The following is a 23962-nucleotide window of genomic DNA, read 5'->3' as shown; positions in this document are numbered from 1 at the left end:
AGGTAGGTGGAAATCTTCACGAAAGCTATATTGAAGCAGTCTCTGAGCTGTGAACCGAAAAGAGAGATCTTAGTAGGCTTCTTCGGATTTTCTACCGTTAAAAGGAAACTAGTATCAGGTTGCACTTTGAGCACCTCGTACTTGCAGAGTGCAGAGTTAATCTCTGAATTTAGGTGGTAACACGGATTGTATAGTTCGCCCTAGGCTGAAAGTTTATTCAGCTTAGGGCTTTTTTGATTTCTAAAAGTAAAGGAGAGTTAAAATGAAAGCAAATGAATTGAGAAAAATGTATGTAGAGTTTTTTGAAAAAAGAGGTCATAAAGAGATAGGTTCAGCGTCATTACTTCCTGAAAATGACCCAACGGTACTGTTTACTACAGCTGGTATGCATCCACTGGTTCCGTATCTTTTAGGAGAAAAGCACCCTGAAGGAAAGCGTTTAGTGGATGTTCAAAAGTGTATACGAACGGGGGATATTGATGAAGTAGGGGATGATACACATCTAACGTTCTTTGAGATGTTAGGAAATTGGTCTCTCGGAGATTATTTCAAAGAAGAGTCCATTACGATGAGTTATATATTTCTTACAGAGTATTTAAATATACCAGTGGAAAGACTTGCAGTTACCGTATTTGAGGGGGATTCTGTAGTAGCAAGGGATAATGAAGCTGCAGAGCTGTGGATGAGAAATGGGCTTAAGAAAGAGCAAATCTATTTTTATGGTAGAAGTGAGAATTGGTGGGGACCAGCAGGAAAAACTGGACCATGTGGACCTGATACAGAAATCTTCTATGATATGGGTAAAGAAAAGTGTGGAGAAGATTGTGGGCCTGCTTGTAGTTGTGGAAAGTATGTAGAGATTTGGAATAATGTTTTCATGGAGTACAATAAGAATGAGGATGGAACATATTCTGAACTTTTACAGAAGAATGTAGATACTGGAATGGGATTAGAACGTATATTAACGGTTATTAATAATTTTAAGAATGTGTATGAAACCGACTTGTTTCAACCAATTATAAATAAGATAGAAGATATTACAGATACTAAATATACAGAAGAGAATAAAGAGATTTATAGAATAATCAGTGATCATATGAGGGCTGCAACCTTTATTTTAGGAGATTTCAAAAGGATTGTACCATCGAATTCAGAGCAGGGATATATTTTAAGAAGAATTATAAGACGTACTATTAGGCTCGTTAAAAAACTTGGTGTAAATAGAAATATCGTTTGTGATATTGCAGAAGTAGTCGTTGAGAATTATGGTGAAACATATTCAGAACTGTTCACAAATAAAGCTTTTATTTTAGAACAACTTGAAAAGGAGTATTTATTATTCTCAAAAACTCTCGATAGCGGATTAAAGATGGCTGAGAAATATTTCTCTAAATTAGAAGAGGGCAATAGATTAAGTGGAGATTTAGCTTTCAAATTATATGATACCTTTGGATTTCCAATCGAATTTACTGTTGAACTTGCTTCAGAACGAAAGATAAATGTAGATATGCCTGCATTTGAACAAAAGTTTAAGGAGCATCAAGAAAAGTCTAGAAAAGGTGCAGCTGAAAAGTTCAAAGGAGGACTTGCAGATAATAGTGAGAGGACAACTAAACTTCATACAGCTACGCATCTGCTAAATGCTGCACTTCGAAAAGTACTTGGAGACAGTGTATACCAAAGAGGAAGCAATATTAACTCAGAAAGGCTGAGGTTTGATTTTTCTTTTGATAGAAAGATGACCAAGGAAGAGTTAGAGCAGGTAGAAAAAATAGTGAATGAGGCTATAGAAAAAGGAATAGATGTTATGTGCACTGAACAAACCGTAGAACAAGCAAAGTCAGATGGAGCTATTGGAGTTTTTGAGAGTAAGTATGGCGAGATTGTAAAGGTATATACCATTCCTGGATACTCCAAAGAAATATGTGGAGGGCCACATGCTTCAAACACAGCAGAGCTTAAGAGCTTCAAGATATTGAAGGAAGAAAGCTCATCTTCAGGAGTAAGAAGAATTAAAGCTACGATTGGATAGTGAAAGCTTGCTTGGTTTAAAAAGTGAGGTGTTTAAAAATTGCTAATGAAATCACATTAGCAATTTTTTTTGTTGTGACAGCTAAGTTTATTCTTGAATATGGATAAGAAAATAAATCTTGCAAGAGGTTGTATGTAAAATAACTGCTATATTAAAAAAAGCCAAGCAAATAAGTGGTCAAGAGTTTTGAAAATACTGTAGGATTAAAAAGAGGTATTAAAAAGTTATTGATTTCAAAGAAATATATGCAACTATTTTCATGGTTGCTTTGTCTAATATGTGTAAGGAAAATTCAGTATGCGCATATTGATATAGCTCTTCACGGGAGGAATTTATGGAGAAATTGACATTAAAAGCACAAAATGGTAATAGTGAGGCTTTTATTGAAGCCATCAATTGCATCTTGCCCCAGCTTTATAAAATAGCTAAGACTAGGCTTGATTCTGAGGATGATATAGGGGATGCTGTTCAAGAGACAATTATCAGTGCCTTTGAGAATATAGGTGATTTAAAGAACGTGGAGTTTTTTAAAACTTGGGTAGTAAGGATATTGATAAATAAATGTAATGACATCTATAAAAAAGGTAACAAGGTAGTTTACTTAGAAACTCTTGATAATTCTGCAGAAATTAATTCTTTGAGTAATGAAGCAGCTATAGATAAGATAGATATTGAAGAGGCAATTAATCATTTATCAAAGGATTATAAAACTACACTTAACTTGTATTATGTAAGCGGATTTACAACTAAAGAAATAGGACAAATTCTTAATCAAAGTGAGGGAACTATTAAATCTAGACTTTCTAGAGCTAGAAATATATTGAAAAATCATTTGATAAATTATAGGGAGGTTGAGTAAAATGGATAACTTCTTAGATAATCAAATAAAAATAATACTAAATGAAGATGAAAACATTCCAGAAGGAGTGATGAATAAAATTAATACTTCTTTTGAAATCATAAGACAAAAGGAAAGAGAAGCTAAAGCAAAGAAAAATAGATTAAGGAAAAGATTTTCAGCAGTTGCGGCAGTTCTTTTACTTGTTGTGGGGATATCTTCCTATAAGCCAGTTTTTGCTGCAGTCAAAGAGTTTTTATTTGGATATGGTGACAAAGGAGTTCAAAGAGCTGTTGATAATAACTATATGCAAAAGCTTTCAAATATTTTCTCTGAATCAAGCGCTATTAGGATAGAAGCTACAGATATAGTTGTTGATTCAAATAAACTAGCCATTAACTTAAAGTTAAACTTTAAGGATGCTAGTGTTATAAAAGACAAGGATAATATAATGGTTACTTTGGCTTTAAAAGATGAAAATGGTAAATCTATATTGAAAAATATGGGAGGAACTGAAAATTCAGACTTAAGTAAAAAAGATTCCGGAGAAACTACGGTTTCTATAGTGTTGGATTCAATAGAAGGAAATATTCCTAAAAGTAAGAATTTACATATAGAGATTAGTACTATATGCTTAGGAAAATATAATGGAACGGAGAAGAGAATTAACGGGAGCTGGCAATTAAATATACCAGTGGAAACAAAATTTATAGATGTAAAAACTATCAAATATAAACCGATAGATAACAATAATAAATTAGAGGTTATAAGCGCAGAAGCTTTTCCTACAGGAATGGTAGTTAAATTCAGAGCCAAAAATAATGGACAGGAACATATAGTAAATAGAGCGAAACTAATTGGAAGTAACGATAAAGAGTATACAATATCTGGTTCGACTTCAATGGAGAACCAGCCAGATGGTAAGGTTCTTGTAAATACGAAATTTGATGCAACTTCTTTTGATGATTTAGATGAGCTAAAACTTAAGGTAGAGAGTATAGATGGTAAGGATGAGTTTGTTACTTTAAAAAAAGCGAAATAAGATTGCTACTATACAGGAAGTTTTTATATGTAACTTAGTGATTAAAGTAATGCAACTGAATGAGGCTGTGAAAAATAATAGCTTTTCCACAGCTTCCTAAAATATAAATATTTTGAAGTTTGAGGAGATTTCTTAAAAATAAGGTGTTCATAAGGACACCTTATTTTTTTTCACTTTCTTCACTTGACCAAGTCAGCTCTTGAAAATCTCTAAGAAAACGGATAAGAAACTGTAACTCGTCATCATCATATTTTTTTAAGAAGTTGTTGATTGCTGAATCCATTTGTTTATGTAAAGCATCATGTAACTCAAAAAGTTCTTTACCTAGAGGAGTTATATGAAAAATGCTCTCCTTTTTATTGTTAGGTAGAGGCTTTTTAACAATAAGTTTTTTTGAAATAAGTTTCTTTATAGTCTTGGAGACTGTGCCCTTAGGAATTGCAGTTTCTTTAGAAATAGTTATGCTATTCACTGGCTCAAATCGTCCTATTGCATCTAATACATGCAGTCCTATAACTGAAATTTCTTGGAGAATTTCAAGCTTTACTGGACTGTTACAATGTTCTAACAACCATTTTTTTTCGTCATCTTCTTCTGAAGCATGTCTTGCTACTGTGCTTGAAAACTGTCTTGTTACTTCTTTTATAAGAACTTCTTTATTTTCATTGTTATTTGAGTATTTATTATTATCAGAGAAGTTAGTCATGTTTAAATCCTCCTTAATAGTTTTAAAAATAGATTAGGGGTCTAACTGACACAGTCTTATATTTTTTATGTAAATTCAGTAATTAAAAAATACAGTAATAGTATAACATAAAATATAGTTTCTTAGAAACTATATTGACAAGGATAAAGCAGATTGATATTATTGTTTCGAGGAAACTATTTTTAAAGCTGACATGCTAATGAAAGGAATAATTTTTATGAATACAATAATTTACTACTTCACAGGTACAGGCAACAGTTTGAAGGTTTCAAAAGATTTATCACAACACCTCGATAACACTGAATTAATACAAATCAGACAAGAATGGCTATCACAGAAGTTATTTACGGATGCAGATAATATTGGGTTTGTAGTACCTACGATTTTTAGTGGAATACCTAAATTAGTAGATCAATTTATAAAACAGTTAGATATTAGAAAAAAATCACCATATATATTTGTTATTTCTAATCATGGAGATCCTAAGGGTATTGGAATTGTGTTTGAACAAATTCAAAAGCTCATAGCAGAAAAAGGACATTCTTTAGCTGCATGTTTTGATATAAGAATGCCTCATAACGTGCCTGAAAAAGATCATTTGACAACTAATGATGAGAAAAAACGACTTTTTCAAGAAGAGACTATTAGAATTCCTATTATTGCAGAAAGTATTAGAAAAGCAGAATTAATTCCACATAAACATAAAAAAATTAAAAATATTTTTGAACGTATGATTTATAATGGTGCTTATAAATCTACTGGTTCTTTAGATAAAGGTTTTTATGCTAATGAAAGATGTATCAATTGTGCAACCTGTAGTAGGATTTGTCCAGCACAGAACATTGGGATGAAGGATGGAAGGCCAAAATGGAAACAAGATAATTGCCAACTTTGTTTTGGATGTTTACAATGGTGTCCTAAAGAAGCTATCCAGTATAATAAGAGAACTATAGGAATAGAACGTTACCATCATCCGCAAATAAAAGCAAAGGAATTGTTTTATAAAAAGTTTGAATAAATTAATTGATATTATGAAGGTTGACATAATAGCAAAATATTGTTATCGTAATTGGAGGGTAATATTTTGTAAAATTTTAACAAAACTCATTTAAATAGGGATAAGTAAATTTCTGTGTTATATGAGTATAGTAAGTGAGGAGAGAACTGATATGAATAAAAGTATTATAAAAACAAAGGCAATTATTTCTGTTCTAATTTGCATGATGATCTTTACTGTTTATGGATGTAGCGCAAAAACTTCAAAAGATAACACTTCGTCTAATAATAGTACAAGCCAGAATGATAAGACGGCAGAAACGAAAGCTGATAATACAACTGATACTGCAACTGATACTAAAAAGGACAATGCAACAGACACTAAAGTAAATAATACAACTGACAATAAAGTAAATGCACCAACAACCCCTAAAGTAAATACTACAACTGGAACTAGTGATGCAGAAGATTTAATTAAGGTGCCAGATAAGATTGTATACTATAATAAAGGAAAACAAACAGTTATAGATAAAAAGAACAAGAAGTTTGATAAGATAGTAAAGCTAGTAAAAGCAAGAATTACAAGCGCAAATGATATTTATAAAACTGCTATAAGCAGTAGAGATATAGAAAAACAGGAAAAAAGCAATAATGTTGTAGAATTTATATATACAAATAAGATAACTATGAACTGGAAGTATGGAAAAGATAATAAGTCTGATCTTAAATTAGTATACAACACTATAGTATTTCCGTTAGACGGTCAATATAGCAAGATGGCTATTTTTACGCCTACTTCAGCTGGCCCTATAGGACCTTTGAAGGATCCAAAAGAATTATTAAATTATATTAAAAGTTAGAAAAGTTCTTTAAGAATGGGAAGTTTTAATATATTTTACTCATATGCATCTGCAAAGATAGATAAGAAAAAGCCGCTAAAGTTACACTCTTTAGCGGCTTTCACACTGCAATTTATATAAGAATCAATCATAGAATTACTTTTTAGCTTTAGAAGCTTCATTATGAATTTTAAAATAGAGATTGTTATCATCAGTATCTTTGTCACTAGATATACTTTGAACATAACTCTTAAAGAAATCTTCCGAGGAATTAGTCAAGATTTTAAATCCTTCAGAGTTTATAACATCATTAGAATTCAAATTTTCAGTTCCTGCAAAATATCTTAGATTTAAGGTTTTCATAGTTTCAGACATTAATCTTATCTCGGCATCTGAGTAGTTATCTGTTACAGTAAAGTGTTTAGAAATCATATTATAAGCAAAGTTTCCAAAATAATCTTCTGAGTACTTATCAAAGTTATTAAGCTTGTCATCTTTTATTCCGTTATCCTTTGTCCATTGTGCTACATTTACTTTAGCAGTACTATATGTAAAACTTTCATCTTTAGATGAATATTTAAGAATTCCATATTGGTGGGGGTATGCAGCCAAGGAGTTTGTAGCAATATCATAAAGCTCTGGATTGTCCTTATTGTCAGAAGCTATGTCTTGGATGTGAATATGACCGCTTAAAACTAAATCTAATTTATTTTCCTTAAATATCTTAAGAGCTTCCTCATTGTTATCTAAAGTAAAGCCTTTACGTACCACATCGCTGTGATCTAGTATATTATGGTGCATTACCGTTATTATTGTTGCACCTTTTTCTTTAGCCAATTCACTACATTTTTTTATCCAGTTTAAGGTTTTATGAGTGAGCTCGCCACCTAACTGTGGAGCACCTATACTGATATTGCTCTTATATTTATTAGTATCGAGCATTAAAAGCCATACATCTTCAGTTGGTGTAGCAAGATAACTTAATGTATCCTCATCTCTTGATATTGCTTCACTATATCCAAAATTGGAATAGATTTTGCTGAAATCTTTATCAGTTATATTGTCAGTGACAAATTGCTTATCCCCTTTAAATCCTCTAGCATAAGGGTTTAAAATATCATGATTACCAGGTATTACGTATACAGAAGTACCATTTTCTTCGATAGTCTTTAATTTTTTTGCCAGATCAACATGGCTTTCTTTTTCTCCGTTAGTAGTCAAATCACCACTAATAATGAGTACATCAGGTTTTTTGCTTTCAATATTAGAGGTAAATGCCTCTGTTATAGCATCAATATATTGAAGATCTTTACCGTCACCAGAAGAAACAAATTTATTAAAAGCATCTCCATTATCCGTAAGACTTTTAGATAAATAGTGTAAGTCAGTAGTGATATAAAAATTTATATCTTTACCTGATTTAATTTTATAATCTTCTTTTAGTTTCATTGATGAACTGTCGCAGCTTACTAAAAGAAACATAAAAGAAATTAATATTACTGCCTTGTATATTTTTGAGATACGCATAAAATTTCCATCCTCATTTGTAGAGTTCCGAACTCAACTATTAATTTATACATGCCTGAAAATCCCCAGAAGCCGGGATTTTCAAACAAGTATAAATTAAGTTTCGATATAGGAACTCTTTATATAATTTTAATAAAATTCTTGTACTTAATGATAAGTGGTATTTAGTGTTGCTTGTTCACTAATATACTACGGAACTCATTATATAGTTGCAGTAAACAAAAATCAAATGAATTTATGTAGGGCTTCAATATTCTAAAAAATATATTATATTGTAATGGGCGTTCTCCTATACTTTTTTTATATACATTGATATACTGACATAAAAAGAAATATATTTAAAAAATTATATAAATAACCTTAGGTGGTAAAATGGTCAGAAAGGATCTTAACAAACATGATATATCTATTTGTTTTTCTAATTTTATTATGTATAGTTGTGACCTTGTTTATAAACTTAAATCCAGTTTTCGGTGGAAGACCCAATAAAGAACTTTACAAGCAGTTTGATAACTATGTCAATGGAAAATTCGTTAATGAGAATGAAACAGAAATGATTATGGGAGTGTCTGATATCTTTTCTATGATTAGAGATTCTATAAAAGATAATAATGAACGAAATCCTGCTAGTGAAATTCCAGTGTCTGCTGTTGATTGGGAAAAGATTAAAAGTGAAAAAGATAGCTTAACTTGGTTTGGACATTCAGCTTTTTTACTTAGTATAGATAACAAAAAGCTGCTTTTAGATCCTATGCTAGGCAAAGTTGCTTCTCCAGTGTCTTTTGCGGGGAGTAAGAGATATAAATATAGTGAAAATATGGCTCGTATCTTTGATGAAATGCCATTTATTGATGCTGTTTTTATAACTCACGATCATTACGATCATTTAGATTACCAGTCTATAATCAAATTAAAGAACAAGGTTGGATGTTTTTTTGTACCTTTAGGGGTAGGTGCTCATTTGGTACGATGGGGTGTTCAGAAAGAAAAAATCACTGAGCTTAATTGGTGGCAGGAAGGAAGACTTCAAGATATTCCGGTTGCTTTACTTCCTTCTAAACATTTTTCTGGCAGAGGGGTTTTTAACAGAAACACAACTTTGTGGGGAGGCTGGGCTATTTTCGGTAAAAACACAAGTTTTTATACTAGTGGAGATGGTGGATATGGTGAACATTTTAATAAAATAGGAGACAAATACGGTCCTTTTGATATTACATTAATAGAAGGAGCTCAATATGATAGACGTTGGTCCTCTATGCATATGATGCCAGAAGAAGCTGTTCAAGCTCATTTAAATGTAAAGGGCAAAAATATGATGCTAATGCATTGGGGAGCTTTTACCTTAGCTTTTCATGGATGGAAAGAACCTGTTGAGAGAGCAATAGACGAGGCAAAAAAATCAGGTGTTAATTTAATAGCACCTAAAGTTGGTGAAACTGTAATATTAGAATCAGATCTAAAAAATCAATTTTCGGCATGGTGGGATTATTAGGATTGCAATTTTTTCCACATATAATTAAAATAAAATTTAACGGTTACTATTATGAATATCTTATCATAATCAAGTTTTGGAAGAAACAAGTTAAAGAAGAGGTGTAAAAATGTTAAAAGATAAAATAGTTTTTATAAGTGGAGCTAGTAGTGGTATAGGTGAAGCTGCAGCAATAAGATTTGCAAAAGAAGGAGCTATTCTTGTTCTTTGTGCAAGGAATATAGAGAAGCTTGATAATTTAAAAAATCAATTAGTGAAAAAGTATCAAGCTGAAGTTCACACATATAAATTAGATGTTCGTGATAAGGAAGGCATTGACAGAGTCTTTAAAAGTATGCCTGAAAATTTAAGAAATATAGATATATTAGTTAACAACGCAGGTCTTGCTCAAGGTCTTGAAAAGGTTCATGAAGAGAGTGTTGATGATTTTGATGTTATGATAGATACTAATATCAAAGGTCTTCTATACCTTACAAGAAAAGTAGTTCCAATCATGATTGAAAATGGAAGAGGTCATGTAATTAATATAGGATCTACTGCTGGAATAGTTGCATATCCAGGAGGCACTGTTTATTGTGCTACAAAGGCTGCAGTAAAATTTATCAGCGACGGTTTGAGAATGGATGTAGTTGACACTCCTATAAAAGTAACAAACATACAACCTGGTATGGTAGAGACAAACTTTAGTGTAATTAGATTCCATGGGGATCAAGAAAAGGCAGATGCTGTTTATAAAGGTATTGAGCCGTTAACAGCTGGAGATATAGCGGATGTAATACTTTATACTGCTTCTGTACCTGCACATGTACAAATATGTGAAGTGACAGTAACACCAACTCATCAAGCTACTGCTGGAGTGGTTCATAAAGAAAAGTAAAGAATAGATTAAGGTTATGTTTAATAATATAATTTCAATTAATTGTTTTTAAAGCATATGCTTGATATGCACCAAATTTCAACATAGCTTTAATAGCACCTGAATTTAAAATAGAGCTGATTAGTTTTTTATTACAAAATAAAAACTAATCAGCTCTACTGCTATAACAAAAAACTATGAATATAAATATATTTCATGTAAAGATAAACCAATATTATTTAATATGAGAATACATTCGACTCCTTTAGAGATAATATTATTGTTGCAATACAACTTTCATATTGGAGGACAATGTTATGGAAAAGAAAAAACAAGGATTGTCTGTAGGGCATCTTACCATGATGGCACTAGGAACTGTTATAGGAGGTTCATTTTTTCTTGGTTCAGCCGTAGCTATTAATGCTGCAGGACCTTCTATTGTAATATCTTATATATTAGCAGGAATATTAGTTTATTTTATACTTTATGCTTTATCTGAAATAACTGTAGCTAGCCCACATTCTGGATCTTTTCATACTTTTGCAGGGAAGGTCTTAAGTCCTGGAGTTGGGTTCGTTGTTGGATGGATGTATTGGACTGGTATGATCTTGTCTATGTCTAGTGAGGCTACTGCTGTTTCAATTTTATTAAGTGAGTGGTTTCCTAATATATCTATTTTGTTCTTGGGGAGTTTTATAATAATAGCTGTTACTCTTATTAATTTATTAGGTGCAGATAGATTGAGCAAAGTGGCAAGTGGTCTTTCAGCCGTAAAATTGTTAGCTATAGTTTCATTTATTATTATCGCGATATTATTAATATTAGGTGGAATCACCAAGATATCACCAGTGGGAGTGGGGGAGCTTAAAAGAGAGGCCTTTGCACCAGGTGGAATAAAAGGTATTGCAGGAAGTATGCTAATAGTTATGTTTGCTTATGCTGGTTTTGAAATAATTGGGTTAGCTGCCTCAGAAACCGCTGATCCTGGAAAAACAATTCCTAAGGCAATACGAAATACAGTGTTTGGTCTAGTTGGATTATATGTATTATATACACTTGCACTGCTTCCATTGATTCCAACATCTGAGCTAAGTGAAAAAATCAGTCCTATGGTAGCTTCTCTTAATAGGTTTGGAATGGGATGGGCTGGTTCTGTTATGAATTTAGTACTTATTACAGCTATACTGTCAGCTTCTCTTGCAGCTATGTTTGGAATAGGTAGAATGATGAGATCTCTTGTTGATGAAGGGCAAGCACCAAAATGGCTAAAGGACAAAACAGATGTACCATATCGCGCAATATTATTTTCAGGTTTTTCAATGTTATTAGCATTGTGGTTAGGGATGTTGTTTCCAAGAATGTACTTGTTTTTGATAAGCTCAAGTAGCTTTGCGCTTCTAGTTACTTATGTAGTAATTCTAGGTATTCAAATAAAATTACGTGGAATTCATGGTTGTCCGCCAGAAGGAAAGTGCCAGATGCCTGGATACCCTTATACCTCTTGGATTACCTTGGGAAGTATGATTATTATCATACTAAGTATGCCTTTTATTTCTGGTCAAGGAGCAGGGCTTGTTGCCGGAATTGTTATGCTTGTAATATATTCAGCTGCATACCTTGTAATGAAGTTTATTAGAAGTTCTAAAGTTGGAAAGACAGCTGGAGATAGCATGAATATTAAAGCATATCGTAAAAAGGTGGGAGTAGAATTCTCAAAGGAATTGGCAGAAGATAATGATTGTAAGGATACAAATAGCACTGATTAGTAATTTTTAATATAACTAAACAAAACCTGACTATAAAAAAGACATTGAAGAAGTTGATAAAGTAGCATAGCATATCGCTCATGTCAAACTATAAAATAAAAATAGAAGCCTCTGTAACATGGTTTAATTATCCTATGTGCAGAGGTTTTTCTATTCTAAAGATTAATTTCCTTTGGAAGTTTTCTAAAGGGGGGTATAGAAACAGCGGGAGCAAGTTCCGATTATATAGTATTTTATTATGCAGTAGGAGGTCTATTCAGCGTAGCAGGATTGATTCTGATGTTAATAATGATTGCTAATCAAAAATAACATTTTATATTAAACTAATTTATGATGTTATTAATAGTAATCTGTATTGATACAGTATGCAATTGTAATATTTGAAATATTAAAAATAAACTTTATAATTATTAGTATAAGTAGCTTTTCGATGTATTTTAAAATAAATTATAGAGGGGTAGAGAAAATGTTACATAAGAAATTAAAGCCGTTTCCTAAAAACTTTCTTTGGGGTGCATCAACATCAGCTTATCAAGTTGAAGGTGCAAATTTAATCGATGGTAAAGGACCGTCTTGCCAAGATATAAAAAAAGTACCTGAAGGAACTTCAGAATTAGACGTATGTGCAGATCAATATCATCGTTATAAAGAAGACGTTGCTTTAATGGCTGAAATGGGATTCAAGGTTTACCGCTTTTCTATTTCATGGTCAAGATTGATTCCAGAAGGAACAGGGGAAGTAAATCCTAAAGGAATAGAGTACTACAATAATTTAATAAATGAATGCTTGAAATATAATATGATTCCTTTAGTTACGATGTTCCATTTTGATATGCCTGCAGCTTTGGATAAACGTGGAGGTTGGTCAAAAAGAGAATCTATTGATTGGTTTGTAAATTTTGCAAAGGTTATGTACGATAACTTTGGAGATAGGGTTAAATATTGGCTAACTATCAATGAGCAAAATGTATTAACACTAATGGGTGATGTTATTGGAACTACAATGATACCTGAAGGATGCACAAATATACGTAAAGAGATTTATCAACAAAATCATCATATGTTAGTTGCTCAATCAAAAGCTATGGCACTATGCCACGAAATGATTCCAGATGCTAAAATTGGGCCAGCACCAAATATATCCTTAGTTTATCCAGCTAGCTGTAAGCCAGAAGATAACTTAGCAGCTCAAAATTTAAATGCAATTCGTAACTGGTTATACTTGGACATGGCTGTATATGGAAAGTATAATAGTTTGGTTTGGTCATATTTAGAAGATATAGATGCTGTTCCTGAAATTCAAGAAGGGGATATGGAGATTCTTGCTTCAGGGAAACCAGATTTTATTGGATTTAACTACTATAATACTGCTACCGTACAAGCTAATAACATGGAAGCTAGTGGGGATGGGAAAAAAGATCAGCAAAAGGCTATGGATGAACCAGGTGTGTTTAAAGGCTTTAAAAACCCTAACTTGCCAACTACTCAATTTGGATGGGAGATAGATCCAGAAGGTTTTAGAGCTACAATGAGAGAAATATATTCAAGATATAGATTACCGCTAATCGTAACTGAAAATGGTTTAGGTGCCTATGATAAGTTAGAGGAAGATGGGTCCATTCATGATCCATACCGTATTGAATATTTAAGAAAACATATCGAACAACTTCGTTTAGCTATAACAGATGGAGTAGAGATGATGGGGTACTGCCCATGGTCTGCAATAGACTTAATTTCTACTCATGAAGGTATGGTAAAACGTTACGGATTCATTTATGTTGACAGGGAAGAATTTGACCTAAAAACCTTAGATCGTTATCGTAAAGATTCTTTCTATTGGTATAAGAAGGTTATAGCTACCAATGGAGAAGATTTAGATAATTAATAAATAAGCCCACGGCAGAAATGTCGTGGGCTTATTTGATAAAAGCGTTAAAAGCACTGCACTGTTATAGTCTTAGTGTACAGCACTCTAAATTTTATCAGTTCAGCGGAATAGATAATCCAGTTATTTTCAATACAACTAAGAGATAATGCTATTAACTATTAATGTAATAGGAATATCAAATATAGATTCTATTTGGAACTGGTTTATCTATAGAAGTACTATTCAGATAAACTGTATTTTTTAGTGTCGCTACTCTCAAAGGATTTTATCAGTCCATAGATTAAATTATCTTGCTCAATTCCTTCTAGATGCAATACATCGATAACTTCTACAATCATACGATTGCTAGCGTCATCTATTAATATGGCAGACTCTTTTACTGTATGCTTGATATTTTTAAACTTATCAGCAGTATCTGAATGACCATCGCCTAAAGCCTCGACTACATCTTGTTGATTTACATTTAATGCGTTAACCCCAATAATGTCTCCCTTGCTAATGTTTTTGCCAGTGACACTTTGAGCGCCTAACAGCATTAAAACCTTGTCGTAATCAGCTTGCATTGCCCATGCACATATCATACCGTATTTCTTTTCGTTTTTTATGAAGCTAACGGCATTAGCTCCGTAGTTAAAAGCACTAAGTTTCATTTCTTATCTCCTTAAAGTTGTTCTTATATTTTCCTTAAGTTCATTTCCGCTATGAAAAGCTTCTTAGAATGCTATCGTAATCGGAAACTTGTACCCAAGTGTTTGATTATTTTATTATACCAATTTATAGGGAAAATAAACATCAATTAATATATAGATATTAAGGACAACCATCCGGATTTACATACTCTTAGTTAATCTTTAGAAATACATTTTTTGGGACAAGCAAGCTCACATGCGCCACAGTCAACACAACCGAATTCATCAATTGATCTCTTTCTATCATCACCTTGAGTTATGCATCCAACAATACATACTCTTTGACATGTCCCACAACCTACACAGTCTGATTTTTTAATTTTTCTTGGCATAGTGCTCCTTCTTAGCTACGTATTTTCTATAAAGTTTGTTTGCAAGAGTCAACTGTTATTTCTAAAACTCTTGTTAAGAATGGATATTTTTCTTTCATCATATTGAAATGTTCGCCGCTTTTTAAATATTTAGCAGTTCCTTCAAGTAAGAAGCCAGTTCCCATATAGTTATAGCCCATTACCTCTTTAGATCCCATAGTTAACTTAACCTTAGGATTAGTAGTAATATTTTCTTCTGTTTTAATCATAGCAGCTGCAGGTATCAATATTTTATTTCCCTCTACAATAACTAGATAGCTGTTCCAAGTATTACAAACATGAGCCTCATTATTTGCCCAAGATACTATAGATACTACACCTTCGTGATTTATTACTTCAAAAAACTTTTCTGTTAACATATTTGTTCCTCCTCTAATTATGGATATATATTATCGTCGACAAGTATTGTCTAGAATTAATATATAATAAGTTTGTTCTTTAGTCAATAGAAATATTATAATTAATTTGTTTAATGGCAAGTTGATAGTAAGTAGCTTGATTGAGAAGAAATAATAAGCTATCATAATAGGATATTAGAATATATTAAAGGAGAAGGAACGGAATGAAATTTTCAGTAGGTGTTGAATATGCGTTGCATTGTTTATTATATATGGTAAATTTAGAAGAAGGTACATCAGTAGGAATAAGAGATTTGGCTACATTTCAAGGTATTTCAGAAACTTATTTATCAAAGGTATATGCTAGATTAAGTAAGTCAGGAATTATAAAGTCTGTTCCTGGTGTAAAGGGCGGATATGCACTTGCACGTAATGCAGATGAAATAACATTTTGGGATGTTGTTGAGGCTGTAGAAGGAAGCGAACCGTTTTTCCAATGTGCAGAGATAAGGCAAAATAATATATTATTGGATAAAGATAATCTACCAGATACACATACAAAATGTCCTTGCTTAATAAAGGTAGTAATGTTAGATGCAGAAAATGAAATGAAGAAGTATTTAACAAGTAAGACCATAGCTTGGTTGTATAATGAAGTATATAATAAGAAACTTTCAAAAGAGGTGGAAAAAGAAACTATAGAGTGGTTTGAAAATGCTAGAAAGAAGTAAAAAGTTATTTCACAAGATAATTAAAAAACATTATAGGAATTTCAACAAGAGTTTTCCTTTGGATTTTTAAATTTATCAGAATAAGTAAAATAATACATATGAGAGACTATAGCCACAGGTCATGCCTGTGGCTAATTTAATCGCAATTATTGATTCGTTGATATATAATTATATTAATTTATTACTTAAGAATAATGCGGATATAAAGCTGAAACGGTACACTTTTATATAATCTACTAGAACAGGAGTAATTCTAATGAATATAGATGATTTAATTATATACAATAAGACAATACCTAAAAGACAAGCAAAGTATGCAGATTTTCCAAGTGGTTTATCACAGGAACTTTGCGGGTATCTTTCCGAAAAAGGGATTGATAAACTGTATTGTCATCAGGCAGAAATGTTTGAAAAGGCTATGGAACTAAACAATATTGTTATAACAACATCAACAGCCAGTGGAAAAACTCTTAGTTTTTTACTGCCAGTTATTAATGAGATTTTATCAAATCCTCTTGCAAGAGCAATTTTTATATACCCTACAAAAGCCCTAGCAAGTGATCAATACCGTGCTATCTTGCCATACCTAGAATACTTCGGAGATAACAGGATCTCAGCAGGAGTATATGATGGAGATACCGCTGTAAATGAAAGAAGCAGAATAAGAAAAAATGCTAACATTATCTTAACTAATCCGGAAATGATAAATGCTGCATTTCTACCAAACCATAGTAAGTTTGGATTTGATTTTATATTTTCTAATCTTAAGTATGTAGTAATTGATGAACTTCATACCTATAGAGGCGCCTTTGGTTCACATTTAGGGAATGTTTTTAGGAGACTAGGAAGAGTATGCAGATATTATAATTCATCACCGCAGTATCTATGTAGTTCGGCAACCATAGCTAATCCAGTTGAACTTGCAGAAGAAATCTGTGGACAAAAATTTATTAGAGTAGATAAGGATGGATCGCCAGCTGCAAAAAGGAAGTATATGCTTGTGCAACCTCCAAAAATTATGGGCAAGGATAAGAAGTATTATGGGCAAGTTCAGACAACAACAGTTGCTGCTGATTTAATACCTGACTTAGTAGAAAATGATAATAGTTTTATTGCCTTTGCAAAGTCTAGAAGAAACGTAGAAGTTGTATTAAAAGAATCGAGAGATAAATTAGAAACGGAGAACTTTTTTGGAGCGTCCTTAGCAGATAAGATATCAGGATATAGGGGAGGATATACTCCGCTAGAGAGAAAAGAAATTGAAAATAAAATGATCACTGGAGTTTTACGAGGGTTAATATCTACCAATGCTCTAGAACTAGGTATAGATATTGGTAAGGTTGATACCACAGTACTTATTGGATACCCTGGAACAAGGGCGTCTTTCTGGCAGCAGACAGGGAGAGCTGGTAGAAGTGGAAAAGAAAGCTCTAATTATTTGATTCTTGATAGTCTGCCTTTTGATCAGTATATAGGGGTTAATCCAGATTGGCTTTTTGAAAGTGGAAGTGAAAATGCAGTAATTGATAAAAATAATCTTCTGATAGAGTTAGCACATATACGTGCTGCAGCGGCTGAAATACCATTAACCTTGGATGATATCTCGGTTTTTCCTGACCTGGGAGAAACAATTCCTGTTTTAATAAGAGCAAAGGAATTGATAAATCAAAGTGGAAAGTTTGCATGGAGCGGTAATTCTTTTCCTGCGGGAGATTTTAGTCTAAGAAATATTGATAAGTTTCGATATAAACTTATCAATAAAGAAAATAATAAAGAAATTACTGAAATGGATGAAATGCAGGCCTTTCGTGAGATTCATAATGGAGCTATTTACATGCATGATGGTGTGCAGTATCAGGTTATCAAACTTGATTTGGAAAGTAAAACTGCGTTTTGTATACCTTTTAATGGAAACTATTATACAATGCCAGGAGGCAATACAGATATTAGGATTATTCAAGGCAGTAAGGATATGGAGTATAATCGCGTAAAGGTTGCTTTTGGTGATGTAAATGTTAATGAAGTAGTGTATATGTATAAAAAATTGCAGTTTCATAATCATCAGAACTTAGGCTTCGAACAGTTAGAAAAACCATTATCTAAGGATTTTGATACGGAAAGTGCTTGGATAAGGATTCCAGATAATGTTGTTACGGTATATAGAAGACTGCTTCAAGAGAGTCAAAATGGTATGATCATAAGAAACAATCATTTTGAGGGCTTGTGTTATGCTATTAAAAATGCAGCAATGATGTCTACTATGACAGAACAGGAAGACATGGGAGTTGTAATGTCTAACAACGCAATAGAAATAAGTAAAAATTTTGATGGTGAAGTATACATGTTTATTTATGATAAATATATAGGTGGACTAGGTTATGCTGAAAAAGTATTTGATTTAACTGCACAAATTGTTGAAGCTGCAATAAAGATGGTTAGTGGGTGCACATGCGAAGGTGGTTGTGCTGCATGCATCGGTGATTATAAATTGGATAAAGCCATGGTCCTTTGGGGGTTAGAGAATTTATTAGAAGAAATTGAAGCTCCGAAGGGGGTTAAGCTCATTGAATATGCTCCATCAACATTTATTAATAAACAATTTCGATTTAATGAGCTTAAAGAAAAATGGCAAGAGTTCTGTGAATACATGCAGGGAAATGGAGATTCATTTGCAAAGTTCCTAAGTACAATTACTGAGGTGGAGATAGATAATCGTACGTTAACTTTAGTTTTGCAGAATACTTTTTATAAAGAATGGGCAATGGAAGAAACTAATAGAAAAAGTATAATAAACATTATATCTTTTCATACAGATGCTCCCTCAGGCCTTCAATTAAAAGTAAGACTAGAAGACACAGCTGATGATAGAAGAAATATAAGAAATAAATTGCAAAGAAGATATGAAGATCTTGTGGAATAGGAGGCTTTCATGCATTACCAAAAAGAAATAGATAGATTAAATGAATATCAAAAAGAAGCTGTTTTAGATGAAAGTGATGCATGTATTGTAAATGCTAACGTAGGAAGTGGAAAAACAACAGTACTGATTTCAAAGATTGTATATCTTCATTATGACAAAAATATCAGCTATAAAGATATGATTGTATTAACTTTTACCAACAAAGCTGCAAATGAGATAAAGGAAAGGCTACTTGCTTTAGATGAAAGCATACAACTAGAGGAATTAAAGGGATTTGGAACCTTTCATAGTGTTGCTCTTCATTTGCTTAAAGATAGGTTGACTGCTGAAAATATGGGGTATACAAAGGAGTTCCTAGTAATAGAGCCTGAAGAAGAGTTAGATATTGCTATGGAAATCATACAGGAAGAAAAGCTAACAATTAAGTATAAAAATAGACTGAAAAAGCGATTGGAACAGGCAAATGCTATAGACAGAGAAGAGGAAAAACTCTCTAAGTATAATGATGATATATTTAAACTGGTTCAGCTATTGAAAGAGGGAAAAATAAAACAAAACAAAATGTCCTTTTCAGATATATTGGAAAATGTAAATATTTTGTTGCAGGACAATATAATATCTCCAAAGTGGATTATTATTGATGAAGTTCAAGATAGTGATAGTAAGCAGCTTGAGTTTATTGATAGATTAAAAGGCTCTGATACTAAGTTGTTTGCAGTAGGTGATCCTAATCAGGTTATTTATAGCTGGCGTGGAAGTACACTTAATGTATTTTATACGTTAAAACATAAATATAAAGCTAAAGAACTGTCTCTTCCAATTAATTACCGTTCTAGCAGTTCTATTTTAGAAGCGGCTAGGTGCTTTCTGTTAGATGGAAGTGACCTAAAAGGAATACGTGAACCTGGAAGTAAGATTATAGTGAAAAATCAGTACAATCCATTTAATGAAGCTTGTTATCTTGTTGATAAAATTAAGCAGATACATAACTCAGGTGTAAGATATAGAGACATTGCGATTTTTTATCGGTTACAGAATCAGTCTGAAGTTTTTGAAGATGTGTTTTTGAAAAATAATATTCCTTATGAAGTATCTATGAAGAAAAACATACGTGATATACCAGTGCTTAACTGGATGATTAAACTATTAAGATTTTCTGTAAATCCGAGTGACACCTCATCTGGAGTATATGTTCTTAGTAGTAAGGATTATGGTGAACGAATAAAAGAAGCGGTAGCGAGAAAGATAGTGAGAGAGCAGAATATAGAGAAGTCTGAACTATATTCTAAAATGCATAACTTTCTTCACAAATGCTCGGAAATAACAAAGTCTGAAGAGATAGATGCTTATTTTGAATTTGATAAATATATAAGGCCAACCGCTTCTACTTATAAAGAAGATAAGGAATGTATTTGTACTTTGCTTCATGTTATTATGGAATATGTGAAGGAAAAGCAAATGAAATTTCTTGATGGACTTAGGGACTTTGTAAATTCTTCTGCCTTATATGGTGTTAATATATTGCAGAAGGATATAAGTAGTGATACTGATACAGTTAAGCTTATGACATTGCATGCTTCTAAGGGGTTAGAGTTCTCGTATGTGTTTATCACAGGTGTAAATTACGGATTGATTCCATTAAGTACAAGGGATATGGAAGAAGAAGAGGAGATGAGGCTGTTTTTTGTTGGTATTACTAGAGCAAAAGACTATCTAGAACTTTCTTATTATACCAATCCGGATTATCAAAGAGTAGTCCCAGGAGAAAGTAGATATATTCACATGATACCATCTAGGTTAATTGAGAGTGATGAAGTTAAAAGTGCGAATGTTAATTTACAAGAGCTTAAAAAACAGATTCAAGAAGCAAAAAATGAAGAAAAGAAAGATAAAGTAGTAACTGAAGCAGCAATAGCAGAGATAGCTCAAGCAGAAGTTGAGGCAGCAGTTGAAATAGATGTTAATACAGTAACTGAAGTGGTAATAAAACTCGCTCGTCATAAAAAGTACGGAACAGGAAAAGTTGTTAAAGAAGATGATATGATGATTGAAGTGGAGTTTGAGAATTACGGAGTGAAGGAGTTTATAAAAGCTTTTAGTGAACTGGAATTTTTGTAGAAATAAGTGTACAATAACTTGCTTCAATATCAATTATTAAATAAATAGTAATATGATATATCAAAATAAATAACCGCACGCTTTTATAATTTTAGCGTGCGGTTAAAATATATTGTTCAATTCCTTAAAGAAAATTAAACTGCTACTTCCTGCTCTATATTATCAGTGCTAATAAGTGATTTATCTTTCTTTTTATCAGTTAAGAAGAAAGATAAAACTAAAGAAATTGCAGTTAAAGCAATGACAAACAAGAAGGTAGTATTGATGCCTTTCACTGTAGCTTCTAAGATTTCTGATTTATAAAGTAATGCATTTGTTTTCATAAGCGCTTTATCAGGAGCATTTGATTTAGCAACATTAGACATTACTGTTATCAATATTGCAGACCCAATGGAACCTGCTACTTGTTTAGACATATTAACAACCGCAGTGGCATGTGGAAGTAGTTTGTTAGATAAATCATTCATTCCTGCAGTTTGCATTGGCATTATAACAAGAGCTATTCCAACATATCTAATTGCGTATAATACAGTAATATAAGTAGTAGAAACATTTTGATGGAGATTTGCAAAAGGTATCGATGCAATGAGCAAGAGTACAATACCAGGTATAGCTAATTTTTTTGCTCCAATCTTATCAAATAGACGTCCAGATACCAACATCATTACTGCCATTAATAAAGCACCTGGTAAAAGTACTAATCCACTTGTAAAAGCTGATTTTCCTAGTATAGTTTGAAGAAAAATAGGTAATATAATGCTTGATCCAACAGATGCTATGTTTAAAATACTTCCTATTATAGTAGTAAGGGTAAATATCTTAGATTTGAAAACACGCATTTCAAGCATTGGGTTCTCCATTGAAAGTTGTCTCCATATAAATAAAGCACTAATAATAGCACCAACAATTATGCTTACAATAACAGTAGTATCAGTCCAACCGTTGTTTCCAGCATTACTAAACCCGTATAACATTGCTCCGAAACCTAGGGTAGACAAGGATATAGATAGAAAATCTATCTTGGGACTTTTTAGCGGTATAACATCTTTCATGAAGAAAGTTAGAAAGATAATATCTAAAACTATTATTGGGATAAGCATATAGAATAAATAATGCCAGCTCCATCTGTCGATGATAATTCCTGCTAAAGTAGGGCCTATTGCAGGGGCAAAGCATATAACCAATCCGTACAATCCCATTGCTGAGCCTCTTTTTTCAGGAGAAAATATGAGGAGAAGCACAGTGTTTATTAAAGGTGCCATTATTCCGGCCCCTATAGCTTGAACTATTCTTCCAATTAGAAGAACTTCAAAGCTTGGAGAAAAGGCACATACTATTGTTCCAACTCCAAATATCAACATTGAAAATATGAATAGTTTTTTTGTGGATATCTTTTCAAGTAACAGTGCAGTTAAAGGGATCATTATAGCGTTAACAAGCATGAATGCTGTTGTAAGCCACTGTACTGTACTGGCTGTTATCTTAAAGTATCCCATTATTTGAGGTAATGCTGTAGATAGTATTGATTGGTTTAATATAGAAACAAATGATCCAACCATAATTGCGATAATAAGTAGTATTTTGTTGTATTCTTTTCCGTGAATGTCTCTATTAAATGACTGTTTTTCTAAAATTTTTGCTTCCATTAATCTGTATTCCTTTCTTAATTAAAATCTACATCTAAAAAACTTAAGTCCTCTAGTTTATATATTTTTCTCACCCAATGGCACCATTTTAAACCTAACTTAGCTTCATTCAAAACTCTTTGAGTTAATATATAACCACCGAATAAGGATGAAGTGGTATTTTTTAAAGTGTCGCTCGACATAAGTCTAAGTTTCTCGATTGAACCTTTATAATGATCAATTCTTTTTATATATTTTGCTTCAAGCTCATCAAGAAGTTTTTCTGCTGCATCAACATCCATGCATTTGATACAATACAACTTTAAAGTCATCTCATCTCTTACTACTGCTTCATCTGTATCTGATATGAACCATTGATGCAAAGTAGATTTTCCTTGTATAGTTAAGTTGTATATTTTTTTATCAGGCTTGCCACTTTGTTTTACTAAAGTTAAAGCTACTAGTTCTTTTTCTTCTAGTTCGGAAAGCAAAGGATATATGGCACTGTGAGTAGACCGCCAAAATCTATTTATTTTTGCAGTTAAATCATAGCCGGTCATTGGTTCTGTTGATAACAGGCTGAGAAGTCCATAAGACAATTTATTCATAAACCTAGTCTCCTCGTGTAATAGCATTTATTATGTGAATTAATTAATTTGTATAAAATTGATTTGTATATGTCAAAAATGACATATGCTAATCGACATTCTATATAGTATATTAATATTACCTGTATGTCAATAATGACATATAGATTTATAAGTTTTAAATGTATATATTATTTGAAGCAAATAAAGTTATTGGTATCAGCAAAAAAAAAAATTAGTTCTATTTTTAATATGTTAAAAAGGGTATAGGATCAATATGTTTTTTGGTAACTAAAATTAAGATTTAATTCGTTATAATCGGAAATAATAAAATGAACTAGATAAATAATTTAATAATTGTTATTTGAAAGTATTGTGGGGATAAATTTAATGGATAAATTATTATTTGGAATTTCAGGGCTGCCAATTTGGAGTGGAATAAAAAATATTAACTATGCTTCAGGCATAAATTATATAAGTTCCATTGGGCTAGATGCCAATGTCATTAAGTTAAGAAAAGACTTGCATCACAAATACGTGGTGTGGGTCTTTTTTTAATTTTCAGATTATCACTTGACAATATGCCAAGAATATGCGGCCG

At 32.2% G+C, this 23962-nt stretch carries 19 protein-coding genes, 1 pseudogene and 1 other annotated feature (1 of these 21 cut by a window edge); of the genes and pseudogenes, 13 read left to right on the top strand and 7 right to left on the bottom strand.

From position 1 onward, the window contains the following. Positions 1–206: a binding site (T-box leader), on the top strand (it extends 52 nt beyond the left edge of the window). 56 nt (positions 207–262) lie between these two features. The 3 genes from JHL18_RS19680 (at position 263) to JHL18_RS19670 (ending at position 3912) form a co-directional block, all read left to right on the top strand. Continuing rightward, positions 263–2032, top strand: a complete 1770-nt coding sequence (locus JHL18_RS19680) for an alanine--tRNA ligase (RefSeq protein WP_200272407.1) — start codon at positions 263–265, stop codon at positions 2030–2032. A gap of 334 nt (positions 2033–2366) precedes the next feature. Then, positions 2367–2891 (top strand): RNA polymerase sigma factor, encoded by a 525-nt coding sequence (locus JHL18_RS19675; protein ID WP_200272405.1) that lies wholly within the window; start codon positions 2367–2369, stop codon positions 2889–2891. Position 2892: 1 nt separating this feature from the next. Next, positions 2893–3912 (top strand): DUF4179 domain-containing protein, encoded by a 1020-nt coding sequence (locus JHL18_RS19670; protein ID WP_200272403.1) that lies wholly within the window; start codon positions 2893–2895, stop codon positions 3910–3912. A gap of 160 nt (positions 3913–4072) precedes the next feature. Here JHL18_RS19670 and JHL18_RS19665 read toward each other — a convergent pair whose 3' ends face one another. Beyond that, positions 4073–4618, bottom strand: a complete 546-nt coding sequence (locus JHL18_RS19665; protein WP_200272401.1) for a MarR family winged helix-turn-helix transcriptional regulator — start codon at positions 4616–4618, stop codon at positions 4073–4075. Positions 4619–4835: 217 nt separating this feature from the next. Here JHL18_RS19665 and JHL18_RS19660 point away from each other — a divergent pair, with 217 nt between their 5' ends. Then, positions 4836–5636, top strand: coding sequence for an EFR1 family ferrodoxin (locus JHL18_RS19660; protein ID WP_200272399.1), 801 nt, complete (start codon positions 4836–4838; stop codon positions 5634–5636). Positions 5637–5787: 151 nt separating this feature from the next. Continuing rightward, positions 5788–6474, top strand: coding sequence for a hypothetical protein (locus JHL18_RS19655; protein WP_200272397.1), 687 nt, complete (start codon positions 5788–5790; stop codon positions 6472–6474). A 135-nt stretch (positions 6475–6609) separates the two neighbouring features. Here JHL18_RS19655 and JHL18_RS19650 read toward each other — a convergent pair whose 3' ends face one another. Continuing rightward, positions 6610–7980, bottom strand: a complete 1371-nt coding sequence (locus tag JHL18_RS19650; protein ID WP_200272395.1) for a metallophosphoesterase — start codon at positions 7978–7980, stop codon at positions 6610–6612. Positions 7981–8377: 397 nt separating this feature from the next. Between JHL18_RS19650 and JHL18_RS19645 the strand changes: the two genes are divergently transcribed. The 4 genes from JHL18_RS19645 to JHL18_RS19630 all read left to right on the top strand — a co-directional run bounded on the left by JHL18_RS19645 (position 8378) and on the right by JHL18_RS19630 (position 13979). Continuing rightward, on the top strand, positions 8378–9472 hold the full coding sequence (locus JHL18_RS19645; protein ID WP_200272393.1) for an MBL fold metallo-hydrolase: 1095 nt from the start codon (positions 8378–8380) through the stop codon (positions 9470–9472). A 109-nt stretch (positions 9473–9581) separates the two neighbouring features. After that, positions 9582–10349 carry an SDR family NAD(P)-dependent oxidoreductase gene (locus JHL18_RS19640; protein WP_200272391.1) on the top strand — a complete coding sequence of 256 codons (768 nt, stop codon included), beginning with the start codon at positions 9582–9584 and terminating at the stop codon, positions 10347–10349. A 296-nt stretch (positions 10350–10645) separates the two neighbouring features. Beyond that, positions 10646–12094, top strand: coding sequence for an amino acid permease (locus JHL18_RS19635; protein WP_200272389.1), 1449 nt, complete (start codon positions 10646–10648; stop codon positions 12092–12094). 466 nt (positions 12095–12560) lie between these two features. Further along, the gene (locus JHL18_RS19630; RefSeq protein WP_200272387.1) at positions 12561–13979 is read left to right on the top strand and encodes a glycoside hydrolase family 1 protein; all 1419 of its coding nucleotides are present in this window, start codon (positions 12561–12563) and stop codon (positions 13977–13979) included. Between the two features lie 221 nt (positions 13980–14200). On the opposite strand, the gene JHL18_RS19625 is transcribed toward JHL18_RS19630, so the two are convergent. The 3 genes from JHL18_RS19625 to JHL18_RS19615 form a co-directional block, all read right to left on the bottom strand. Beyond that, on the bottom strand, positions 14201–14632 hold the full coding sequence (locus JHL18_RS19625) for a flavin reductase (protein ID WP_200272385.1): 432 nt from the start codon (positions 14630–14632) through the stop codon (positions 14201–14203). Positions 14633–14826: 194 nt separating this feature from the next. Beyond that, on the bottom strand, positions 14827–15003 hold the full coding sequence (locus JHL18_RS19620) for an ATP-binding protein (RefSeq protein WP_200272383.1): 177 nt from the start codon (positions 15001–15003) through the stop codon (positions 14827–14829). A 26-nt stretch (positions 15004–15029) separates the two neighbouring features. Next, positions 15030–15401 (bottom strand): pyridoxamine 5'-phosphate oxidase family protein, encoded by a 372-nt coding sequence (locus JHL18_RS19615; RefSeq protein WP_200272381.1) that lies wholly within the window; start codon positions 15399–15401, stop codon positions 15030–15032. 203 nt (positions 15402–15604) lie between these two features. On the opposite strand from JHL18_RS19615, the gene JHL18_RS19610 reads away from it, so the two are divergent. The 3 genes from JHL18_RS19610 (at position 15605) to JHL18_RS19600 (ending at position 21149) form a co-directional block, all read left to right on the top strand. Further along, positions 15605–16111 (top strand): Rrf2 family transcriptional regulator, encoded by a 507-nt coding sequence (locus tag JHL18_RS19610; RefSeq protein WP_200272379.1) that lies wholly within the window; start codon positions 15605–15607, stop codon positions 16109–16111. 256 nt (positions 16112–16367) lie between these two features. Further along, positions 16368–19031 (top strand): DEAD/DEAH box helicase, encoded by a 2664-nt coding sequence (locus JHL18_RS19605; RefSeq protein WP_200272377.1) that lies wholly within the window; start codon positions 16368–16370, stop codon positions 19029–19031. Between the two features lie 9 nt (positions 19032–19040). Then, entirely contained in the window at positions 19041–21149 is a 2109-nt protein-coding gene (locus JHL18_RS19600; RefSeq protein ID WP_200272375.1) for an ATP-dependent helicase, read from the top strand. A 134-nt stretch (positions 21150–21283) separates the two neighbouring features. Here the strand turns inward: JHL18_RS19600 and JHL18_RS19595 are convergent, their stop codons facing one another. Continuing rightward, positions 21284–22795: an MDR family MFS transporter gene (locus tag JHL18_RS19595; protein ID WP_200272373.1), complete on the bottom strand. Its 1512-nt coding sequence runs from the start codon at positions 22793–22795 to the stop codon at positions 21284–21286. 17 nt (positions 22796–22812) lie between these two features. Beyond that, a complete protein-coding gene (locus JHL18_RS19590) occupies positions 22813–23382 on the bottom strand; it encodes a PadR family transcriptional regulator (RefSeq protein ID WP_200272371.1) in 570 nt (189 codons plus the stop codon). A 369-nt stretch (positions 23383–23751) separates the two neighbouring features. Here JHL18_RS19590 and JHL18_RS26055 point away from each other — a divergent pair. Continuing rightward, a pseudogene (locus JHL18_RS26055) lies at positions 23752–23859 on the top strand (TIM barrel protein); the annotation flags it as partial. Positions 23860–23962 lie beyond the last annotated feature (103 nt).

The organism is Clostridium yunnanense (assembly GCF_016595795.1).
GTDB lineage: Bacteria > Bacillota > Clostridia > Clostridiales > Clostridiaceae > Clostridium_AR > Clostridium_AR yunnanense.
This window is presented reverse-complemented; position numbering and strand designations above follow the sequence as displayed.